The following is a 10427-nucleotide window of genomic DNA, read 5'->3' as shown; positions in this document are numbered from 1 at the left end:
GGGTATTCGGGAAAGGTTGTTGATTGAGCCCTTTCAGTAGGGCTCTACAAATCGTTTTTGCTTACGGGAAATCTTGTTGACACACCGCCTTGGGCTGGGTACCGTGTCCCCGTCGCAGTAAATCCTGCGGCCTGGGATTGGCCTCCCGGTATTCGTTGGCGGACACAACCGCCCTAGAGCGGTTTTTTTGTGTCCGAGGCATGGCTGCACCCGCGTTATGGGTGGGCCGTGTGGGCACTCGCAAGAGTGGCCGGTGCCAACGACCGGTAGGCCAACCCGCACGGTTCCACCCTCCCAATTGGCCTTGGGAAGGTGGGCACACAGCCAGAATCGTTGGAGATGCCCCATGAACGCAGCCAAAGTCATCCCGTTCCAGTTTGAAGCTCGCAAGGTCCGCGCCCTGTTGATCGACGACCAGCCGTGGTTCTTCGCCATTGATGTCTGCTCCGCACTCGCGCTGAGCGACACCAATAAGGCCTTGCTTGGACTGGATAGCGACGAGAAGTGCGAACACGAACAGTATTCGGGTTCGGGTCGCAAGCCGATCCTGATCAATGAGTCCGGGCTCTACAGCCTAATCCTTCGTAGTCGCAAGGCCGAGGCGAAGCGCTTCAAGAAGTGGGTTACCGCCGAGGTTCTGCCTTCGATCCGCAAGCATGGCCGGTACGAAGACACCGACAACCGCATGGCTACGCTCGTAGGCCAAACCATCGGCACCGATGGCTTCCACATGCTCGGTTCGCTAATCAAGGGCAAGGTGTCCTCGCTGCCGCAGGATGTACGCCGGCGAGCCACCATGAAGATCTGGTCGCAGACACACGCCGCCTTCGGCGTCCGTTCCGCTGCCGACATCCCTGCCGAGCAGCTCGACTCTGCCCGTAACTTCATCGCGGCGTATGCGCTGGAGGGCGAGTGGCTGCCGAAGGACGAGATCAAGGGCTTCGGCACCCTGATCGGTCGCCCGCTGGGTCGCATCGAACGCTGGATGGTCTCCACCGACTACAAGGGCGAGGAGCAGTACACGCTGATCCCCACCGATGCCTGTGTGATGAGTCACCATGACCTGATCAAGGCCATGCTCACCCCTGGCGACCTCCCGGTCTCCACCGACGAGATGTTCGAGTTCGCCCAGGCGGCGCTGACGAACCTCAAGACCCGCGCCACGGTGCAGCAGCACCAACTGCGACAAATGCGCCAAGGAGCCAAGCAGTGAACGCCCCTACCAGCCTTCTCCACCCTCTGCGAGCCCAGGTGCTGAGCTTTGAAGAGGACGAGCACGATTACCACTTCCAGGTGGAGTATCCCGATCCGCCCGCCTGCCACACCTGCGGCACGGTGGGGCAGCTCGTCCGCTTCGGCAAGAAGCAGGTGAAATACCGGGACGTGCCCATGCATGGAAAGCGAGTCTCGCTCTGGGCCGTGCAGCGGCGCTTCCAGTGCAAGAGCTGCGACTCGACGTTCACGCCGAAGTTTCACGAGATGGCCGAAGACCACCGCATGACGCGGCGCTGCTACGACTTCATCGTGAAGCGCTCCCTGGCCAACACCAATGCCAGCGTGGCACATGAGGTCGGCGTGGACGAGTCGGTGGTGCGCGCCGTCATCAAGGCCTACTGCGAGGTGCAGGCCTACGGCTACCGGCCCACCCTGCCGCGCGTGCTGGGCATCGACGAGCTGTACCTGAACCGGCAGTTCCGCTGCGTCCTGACCAACATCGAACAGGGGACGATCATCGACATCCTGGAGTCCCGCCAGTTCGACGTGCTCTACAACTACCTGGCCAACATGCGGGGCCGGGAGAACGTCCAGATCGTCTGCCAGGACATGTGGAAGCCGTACCGCGACGTGGCCTCCAAGCTGTTCCCCAAGGCGGCTATCGTGGTGGATCGGTTCCACATCCAGCGAATGGCCAACGAATCGCTGGAGGTGCTGCGCAAGGGCATCAAGAAGGAGCTGACCCAGCACCAACGGCGGCAGCTCAAGGGCGACCGCAAGCTGTTGCTGATGCGCCGCCGCGACCTGAACCCGATGAACGAGCTGGTCATCCACACCTGGCTGGATCAGTTCCCCGAGCTGGGGGTGGCCTACAAGCTCAAGGAGGCGTTCTTCGATATCTGGGAGTCCAGCACCGAGGCTGAGGCCCGGTCACGCTACCAGCAGTGGCTGAGCATGATTCCCGAGGGGCACAAGGCCCACTGGAAGCCGCTGATCACCTCGATGACGAACTGGGAGAGGGAGATCTTCGCTTACTTCGGCCCTGCCCAGCGCAACACCAACGCCTTCACCGAGTCGATCAACCGGCAGATGCGCGACCTGAACCGCAATGCCAGGGGCATGTCCTTCGAGATGTTCCGGGCCAAGACGTTGTTCAGCCTGGAGCACAAGGTGATTAAGCCCAAGCCGAAGCGACAGTCTCCGTTCGTGATGCGGGACATCTTCACGATGGACCCGAGCGAGATACCTACCGATTACGGCGTGCCGATCGAGGCCATTCTCAAGGCCACCCAGGGCGCCCAATAGGGCGTCCATCAACACGACCATCAATTTGAGATTTTGGGATCGGGAAGCCTGCTTACAACAGGATTTCCCGAATACCCAGGATTTGTTGGCAGGGCGCAAGCCATCGCGGGGCAAGCCCGCTGCTACAGGGGTTATGCAGAGCCCTGTCGCAGCGGGATTGCCCGCGATAGGCATCATCAGCCGCCGTTACACCGCCAGCGCCCGCTCACGCAGCTCGACGTTGAGGATGCGATCGTTCTCGCTGTAGTCGACCGGGCAGTCGATCACATGCACGCCCGGGGTCTTGATGCAGTGCTCCAGCAGCGGCAGCAGGCCGTCCGCGCTCTCCACCCGGTGGCCATTGGCGCCATAGGCTTCGGCGTATTTGACGAAGTCCGGGTTGCCATAGTCCAGGCCGAAATCGGTAAAGCCCATGTTGGCCTGCTTCCAGCGGATCATGCCGTAGCCGTCGTCACGCAGGATCACCACGGTGATGTGCATGCCCAGACGCACGGCAGTCTCCAGCTCCTGGCTGTTCATCATGAAGCCGCCGTCGCCGCACACCGAGATCACCGGGCGGTCCGGGTACACCAGGTGCGCCGCCATCGCCGAGGGCAGGCCGGCGCCCATGGTCGCCAGGGCGTTGTCCAGCAGCACGGTGTTGGGCTTGTGGGCCTTGTAGTTGCGGGCGAACCAGATCTTGTAGATGCCGTTGTCCAGGGCGACGATGCCTTCGGACGGCAGGGCGCGGCGCACGTCGGCCACCAGGCGCTGCGGGTACACCGGGAAGCGGTCGTCGTCCTTGCCTTCGGCGATCTGCACTTCGTTGGCTTCACGGATGGCCATCAGCCGGGTGAAGTCCCAGTGCGAGGTGTCGCCCAGACCTTCGCCGATCTGCCAGACGGCGTTGGCGATGTCGCCGATCACTTCAATCTGCGGGAAGTACACGGCATCGACTTCGGCGGAGCGGAAGTTGATGTGGATGACCTCGGTGCCGCCACGGACCATGAAGAACGGCGGCTTCTCGATCACGTCGTGGCCGATGTTGACGATCAGGTCGGCGGCCTCGACCGCGCGGTGCACGAAGTCACCGGAAGACAGCGCGGCGTTGCCCAGGAAGCGTGGGTCGCGCTCGTCGACCACGCCCTTGCCGAGCTGGGTGGTGACGAAGGGGATGCCGGTCTTGTCGATCAGTTGCTTGAGGACCTTGGCGGTCATCTTGCGGTTGGCGCCGGCGCCAATCACCAGAATCGGGCTGCGGGCGGTGCGCAGCTTGCCGATGGCCGCTTCGATGGCCACGTGCTCGGCCAGCGGGCGACGGTGCAGGCTCGGCGGGATCGGCATGCTGTCGGTTTGCTCGGCGGCGATGTCTTCCGGCAGCTCCAGGTGCACGGCGCCGGGCTTTTCTTCCTCGGCCAGGCGGAACGCTTCGCGCATGCGCGCAGGGATGTTGTCGGCCGAGGCGAACTGGTGGGTGTACTTGGTGATGGGGTCCATCATGCCGCACACGTCGATGATCTGGAACCGGCCCTGCTTGGACTTCTTGATCGGCTTCTGCCCGGTGATCATCATCATTGGCATGCCGCCCAAGTAGGCGTAGGCACTGGCGGTCACCAGGTTGGTCGCGCCGGGGCCGAGGGTCGACAGGCTGACGCCGGTCTTGCCGGTCAGGCGGCCATAGGTCGCGGCCATGAAGCCTGCGGACTGCTCATGGCGGGTCAGCACCAGCTTGATCTTCGACTTGCGCAGCGACTCCAGCAGGTCAAGGTTCTCCTCGCCAGGAATGCCGAACACATACTCGACACCTTCGTTTTCCAGGCATTGCACAACGACATCGGCGGCCTTGGCCATCTTGCTAGTTACCTCACGTGATAGGACGCCAGCGCGTCCATGGACGGTCAGCGCGGTGCGCTGACATCGGTTTGTCCAGAGGCAAGCAGTGCCCCCCGAACAAAGCCTTGACGCAGGCAACGCTCGATAAAGTCACGCACATAGGCGGCCGCATTGTCGCACCCCCGCGGCACCGCCATGGCTTGGCGGATGGCCGTGAAGGCACCGCTGAGCACGCGGTAGCGCGGGTCGGCGTCGGCCACTTTCTGCAAAGGCTGGCGCACGCCGGCGGCGGCGTCGAGGCTTTCTTCGAGGAACAGATCGACGGCACCGGCCGAGGTGTCGGCGCGTCGCAGCTCGGCGTGCTGCAAGGTGCGGCTCAGGTACAGGTCGTAGGCCGCGCCCTTGCCCACGGCCAGGCGCAGGCCGGGCTGGTCGAGGTCGTCTACGTGCTGGAAGGGCGCGTCTTGGCGAACCAGGTAGGTGCCTTCGATCAGCACGTAGGGTTCGCTGAAGGCGATCTGCGCTTCACGCACCGGCTCGATGGCCAGGAACGCCAGGGTCCAGGCGCCCTGCTCCAGGTCGGCGAAGACCTTGCCGGCGGCGTCGTAGGTGTGCATCTGCAGGGGCACACCGAGCTCTTCGGCCAGGGCCTTGGCCAGGGCGACCGAGACGCCTTGGGGCTGGCCATCCGGGCCGCGTTGGGCGAGGACGGGGTTGCCGAAGTTGATGGCGGCGTGCAGGACGCCGTCAGGGGCCAGTTCGGTTAGGGCGCTCATTGAGATCTCCATTGGTTTTCAGGGCCCTATCGCGAGGCGAGCCCGCGCCTACAGGTACAGCGTCGCGCCTGAGAACGACGTTGTACCTGTAGGCGCGGGCTCGCCCCGCGATAGGGCCGGTAAGAACGACACATCACTCAGCCCGAAAACACCAGGCACACCGGGCTGCCGATGGACAACGCAAACCCTGTCGGGCTCAAACCACCGTGCACCGGGTCGACCGCCAGGGCCACGATGCTGTCGCTGTCTTCATTCAAGGCGAACAGGAACCGCTGGTCCGGCGTCAGGGTAAAGAACCGCGGCGTCCGCCCGCCCGTGGCCTGCACCTCGACCAGGCTCAACAGCCCGCTCTGCCCATCGATGGCATACACCGCGATGCTGTCATCCCCGCGGTTGGAGACGTACACGAAGCGCCCCGCCCGATCCACCTCGATGCCCGCCGCACGGCTGTTGCCGGTGTAGGTCGAAGGCAGCGATGGCAGCACCTGCAAGGCTTGCAGCGTTCCGCTACAGGGGTCGAAGCGATAGGTGGTGACCGTCGAATCCAGCTCGTTGACCGCATAGACGAAGCCCGCCTGCGGGTGCAGCGCCACATGCCGCGGGCCAGCGCCTTCGCGGCTGACCACGAACGGCTGCTCCGCCGGGCTCAGCACGCCATCGTCGAAGCGGAAGGCGAAGATCCGGTCCAGCCCCTTGTCCGGCACCAGGACGAACCGCCCGGTCGCATCGAACACGTTGAAATGCGGCTTGGCGAACGGCTGCTCGACCCGGTGCGGCCCGATCGGCCCTTCCAGCTCGACCAGCTGACGCAGCGCCCCCAGGCGCCCGTCGGCCAACACCTCGAGCACCGCCAGGGTGCCGCTGATGTGGTTGGCCACCAGCAGGAAGCGTTCGCTCGGGTCCAGCGCCAGGTGCACGGGGTTGACACCCCCGCACGGCTGGCGGTCAAGCAAGGCCAGGGTGCCGTCGGCCGGGTCGACACTGAAGGCGCTGACCTCGCTGCCATCGCCATGCACGCAGTAGAGCCGGTCACCCGAGCGGTTGAGCGTCAGGTACGACGGATTGACCAGGTCGCCAAGCACCTGCACCGGTACCAGCGTGCCAGCCTGCGGGTCGACCCGGCACACCGTGATGCCGTCGCCACGGGCATTGCGTTCACGCGTGGTGCGCGAACCGACATAGGCATACATCGAAGGCGTTCTCCCGGACATGGACAGGGTTATTGGCCACGTGTGCGTCGGACCACTTTACGGATCACGTAGGGCAACACACCGCCGTCGGCAAGATAACGGATCTCCTGCGTCGAATCGATGCGGGCGATCAGTTCGGCTTCGTCGCAGCGGCCATCGGCGCGGTGGATCAGCAGGCCGATGCGGTTGTCACCCACGCGCAGGGTGTCGAGGCCGGTGAAGTCGAAGCGTTCGTGGCCATCGAGGTGCAGGTCTTCCACGCCCTGCCCCGTCGGGAACACCAGCGGCAGCACGCCCATGCCGATCAGGTTGCTGCGGTGGATGCGCTCGATGCTACGCGCCACTACCGCACGCACGCCTAGCAGGGCCTGGGCCTTGGCCGCCCAGTCGCGGCTGGAGCCAGCGCCGTAGTTGATGCCGGCGAACACCACCAGTGGTGTGCCGGTGTAGCTCTGCGCCGCCTCGTACAGCGGCAGGCACTGGCTGTGGTCGGCATTCCAGGCCCAGGCGCCGACGCCCGGTTGTGCATCACCGAGCAGACGGTTCTTCACCGACTTGTTGGTGAAGGCGCCGCGCAACATGACTTCGTGGTTGCTGCGCCGCGTGGAGTACTGGTTGAGGTCCTGCGGGTCTTCACCCTGGGCCAGCAGCCATTGCCCGGCCAGGCTGGCGGCGGGAATGGCGCCGGCCGGCGAGATATGGTCGGTGGTGACGTTGTCGCCGAGCACCAGCAGTGGCCGCGCGCCGTGAATGGCCAGGCTGGCCTTGGGCTCGGCCTGGATGTCGGCAAGGTACTGCGGGCGGCGCAGGTAGGTCGAACCCGCGTCCCAGGGGAACTGCACGCTGCCTTCGGCGGACAGCGCCTGCCAGTGGTGGGTGCCGTCCCACACCGTGGCCAGTCGCTGCTGGAAGTGTTCGGGCCTGACCACCTGGCCGACCAGCGCGGCGACCTCTTCGTCACTGGGCATCAGGTCGTGCAGGTGTCGCGGCGTGCCGCTGGCATCGATGCCCAGAGGCTCACGGGTCAGGTCGACGTCGATGCTGCCGGCAATGGCGTAGGCCACGCACAGGGCCGGCGAGGCGAGGTAGCCAGCGGGCACCTTGGGGTTGACCCGGCCTTCGAAGTTGCGATTCCCGGACAGCACGACCACGCCCTTGAGGCCTTGGTCGGCGAAGGCCTCCACATGCGTTTCGAGGCTGCCGGAGTTGCCGATGCAGGTCATGCAGCCGAAGCCGGCCAGGTCGAAGCCCAGGGCGGCAAAGTCGCCCAGCAGGTCGGCCTCGGCCAGGTAGTCGGCCACCACGCGCGAGCCGGGCGACAGCGAGGTCTTGACCCAGGGCTTGCGTTGCAGCCCCAGGCGCCTTGCATTACGGGCGAGCAGGCCGGCCTGGATCATCTGCGCGGGGTTGGCGGTGTTGGTGCAACTGGTGATGGCCGACAGCACCACGGCGCCGTGTTGAATCGGGGCGCCGAAGCTGGGCTCGAAAAAGCCGTCGTCGACCAGGTTCGCACCGCCCAGCACCTGTTCTTTGAAGGAAGCGCCTGCGCGTGACAGCGGCTGACGCTGATGCGGCTGGTAGGGGCCAGCAACGCTGGGCTCGATGAGTGCCAGGTCCAGTTCGATCAGTTCGTCGAACTCAGGCTCCGGCAGTTCATCACGGCGATACAGGCCCTGGGCCTGCAGGTAGGTGGCCGCCTGCCGGCACAGCGCGGGCGAGCGGCCGCTGAGTTTGAGGTAGTCCAGGGCCTGGTCGTCGAAGGGGAAGAACACCACGGTGGCGCCATACTCAGGCGCCATGTTCGCCACCGTGCCACGCGCAGCCCAACCCAGGTTCGACAGCCCAGGGCCGGTGAACTCGACGAACTTGCCGACCATCGCGCGCTGGCGCAGGGTCTCGGCCACGTGCAACGCCAGGTCGGTGGCGGTCACGCCGGGGCGCAGGGCATTGCTGACGCGGATGCCGATCACCTGAGGGAAGCTGATCGGCACGGGCTCGCCGAGCATCGCGGCCTGCCCTTCCAGGCCGCCGACACCCCAGCCAAGCACGCCGATGGCGTTGATCATCGGCGTGTGGCTGTCGGTGGCGACCATGTCGTCCGGGTGCAACAAGCGCTGGCCATCGGCGCTACGGCTTTCCCAGACCACCTGGGCCAGGGCTTCCATGTTCATCTGGTGGATGATGCCAGTACCGGGCGGGATGACACCGAAGTTGTCCAGGCTCTTCTGTGCCCACTTGATGAAGCGGTAGCGCTCGCTGTTGCGGCGGAAATCGATGTCGAGGTTGTGCTCCACCGCGTCGGGCTCGGCGTAGCGCTCGACGATCACAGAGTGGTCGATGGTCAGCACGGCGGGGATCTGCGGGTTCATCGCGCCGGGATCGCCGCCAAGTTCAGCGACTACGTCGCGCATGCCGGCGAAGTCGGCCAGGGCAGGCAGGCAGGTGGTGTCGTGGAACATCAGGCGGTTGGGCACGAACGGCACTTCGCAGTCCGGACCCTGGCCCGTGGCGCGTGCCAGTACGGTATCCAACGCCTCGGGAGAACAGCGGGCGACGTTTTCCAGGAGGATACGCAGCGAATAGGGCAGACGCTGGAGCTGGCTGGGGGTGAGGAGTTTCTTCAGGTCGATGTAGACGAAGGGGGCCTGGTCGATTTCCAGGGGGCTCAGCAGGTCGGTCATGCTCGGCTCTTGTCAGGGTCATCGCGTCGCTCAGGGCGACACTGTGGGGATGAGCCATGCTAGGGGCTGGAGCGGCGGATGAAAATTGACCAATGGCCATGGCAGCGTTCTCCGATGGAGAACGCTCGGAGGTCACTTTTCTGCGGGCGCTTGCAGGTGGTCGATGAAGGTCTTCAGGGTCGGCGAGGCCAGTTCGTACTTTTTGAACACCAGCTGCAGCTCGCGGTGCGCCCAGGGTTCGTTCAGGGTCACGCGCTTGAGGCGGTGGCTGCGCACGTAGGGCTCGACCGCGCTGCGTGGCAGTACCGCGAGGCCCAAGCCATTGGCAACCATGCGGCACATGCAGTCGAAGCTGCTGATGCGGATACGCAGCTTGAGCGGGTGGCCCTGCTTTTCGGCCTCTTCGGTGAGCAGGCTGTGCAGGGAACTGTCCAGGTGGGGCCCGACGAACTCATGGTGCAGCACGTCCTTGAGGTGCACGGCTCGGCGGCTGGCCAGCTCATGGTCGGCGGGAACCACCAGCACCAGTTCGTCATGGCGGTAGGGGCGGGTTTCCAGGCCCAGAGGCTGGGTCTGGGAGGAAATGATACCCAGCTCGGCATGCTCGTCGGCCACCGCGCGCACCACGGCCGTGCCGGTACGCTCTTCGATGTCGAAGCGGATCTGCGGGTACAGCGCGGCGAAGCCGGCCATGTCCTGAGGCAGGAATTGCGATAGCGCCGAGGTTATGGCGTGGATACGGATATGCCCCTTCACGCCCGTGGCGAACTCGCTGAGTTCGTTGTCGAGCTGGGTCATGGTCTGCTTGAGCTGGCGGGCGTAGAACAGCAGCGACTGACCAGCCGGGGTGAGTTCGACACCGCGGGCGTTGCGGATCAGCAACGGCGCCCCCGCCTGAGCTTCGAGTTCGCTGATGCGCTTGCTCACGGCGGAAACGGCCAAGTGCTTGAGGGCGGCGGCACGGGTGAGGTTGCGCTCCTGGGCAACGGTGATGAAGAGGTCCAGGCTGGTGAGGTCGTAGCGCATGGGCAGAGGTGTTTCCAGGGGCATGTGGACGCACGATATCCTGTAGGGGCGGGCTTGTCCCGCGCCTAAGGCTGCGCGCTGTCTTTTCTCGCACCAAAGACAAAACCCCTACCTGCTCGCGCAGATAGGGGTTTTGCGAAATGAATCTTGACGATGACCTACTCTCACATGGGGAAACCCCACACTACCATCGGCGATGCATCGTTTCACTGCTGAGTTCGGGATGGGATCAGGTGGTTCCAATGCTCTATGGTCGTCAAGAAATTCTGTAGCCAGAATGTCCTGTTGGACAGCCCAGCGAATTCGGATATGTGAATTTGTGGTCTTACGAATCTTCGGCTCTTTCGTCTTCACCACCACAATTCGGCGTCTGACGCTCAAATTGCTTGGGTGTTATATGGTCAAGCCTCACGGGCAATTAG

The 10427-nt window shown here is 64.5% G+C and carries 7 protein-coding genes and 1 rRNA gene; 2 read left to right on the top strand and 6 right to left on the bottom strand.

The window, feature by feature from the left end; genetic code table 11:
• Positions 1–346 precede the first annotated feature (346 nt).
• Both P0Y43_RS00650 and P0Y43_RS00645 read left to right on the top strand, forming a co-directional pair.
• The gene (locus tag P0Y43_RS00650; protein ID WP_275635251.1) at positions 347–1213 is read left to right on the top strand and encodes a BRO-N domain-containing protein; all 867 of its coding nucleotides are present in this window, start codon (positions 347–349) and stop codon (positions 1211–1213) included.
• Positions 1210–2520, top strand: a complete 1311-nt coding sequence (locus P0Y43_RS00645) for an ISL3 family transposase (RefSeq protein ID WP_275635250.1) — start codon at positions 1210–1212, stop codon at positions 2518–2520. The genes P0Y43_RS00650 and P0Y43_RS00645 overlap by 4 nt, the downstream gene beginning before the upstream one ends.
• 186 nt (positions 2521–2706) lie before the next feature.
• Here P0Y43_RS00645 and P0Y43_RS00640 read toward each other — a convergent pair whose 3' ends face one another.
• The 6 genes from P0Y43_RS00640 to rrf form a co-directional block, all read right to left on the bottom strand.
• On the bottom strand, positions 2707–4350 hold the full coding sequence (locus P0Y43_RS00640; RefSeq protein ID WP_275635367.1) for an acetolactate synthase large subunit: 1644 nt from the start codon (positions 4348–4350) through the stop codon (positions 2707–2709).
• 47 nt (positions 4351–4397) lie between these two features.
• The gene (locus P0Y43_RS00635; protein ID WP_275635366.1) at positions 4398–5108 is read right to left on the bottom strand and encodes a transporter substrate-binding domain-containing protein; all 711 of its coding nucleotides are present in this window, start codon (positions 5106–5108) and stop codon (positions 4398–4400) included.
• A gap of 137 nt (positions 5109–5245) precedes the next feature.
• The gene (locus P0Y43_RS00630) at positions 5246–6298 is read right to left on the bottom strand and encodes a lactonase family protein (RefSeq protein WP_275635365.1); all 1053 of its coding nucleotides are present in this window, start codon (positions 6296–6298) and stop codon (positions 5246–5248) included.
• Positions 6299–6327: 29 nt separating this feature from the next.
• A complete protein-coding gene (gene acnA, locus P0Y43_RS00625) occupies positions 6328–8979 on the bottom strand; it encodes an aconitate hydratase AcnA (RefSeq protein ID WP_275635364.1) in 2652 nt (883 codons plus the stop codon).
• A gap of 132 nt (positions 8980–9111) precedes the next feature.
• A complete protein-coding gene (locus P0Y43_RS00620; protein WP_430540207.1) occupies positions 9112–10005 on the bottom strand; it encodes a LysR family transcriptional regulator in 894 nt (297 codons plus the stop codon).
• A gap of 145 nt (positions 10006–10150) precedes the next feature.
• Positions 10151–10266: ribosomal RNA gene (rrf, locus tag P0Y43_RS00615) — 5S ribosomal RNA — on the bottom strand.
• Positions 10267–10427 lie beyond the last annotated feature (161 nt).

The sequence above is a fragment of the Pseudomonas entomophila genome, from assembly GCF_029193575.1.
GTDB lineage: Bacteria > Pseudomonadota > Gammaproteobacteria > Pseudomonadales > Pseudomonadaceae > Aquipseudomonas > Aquipseudomonas entomophila_G.
This window is presented reverse-complemented; position numbering and strand designations above follow the sequence as displayed.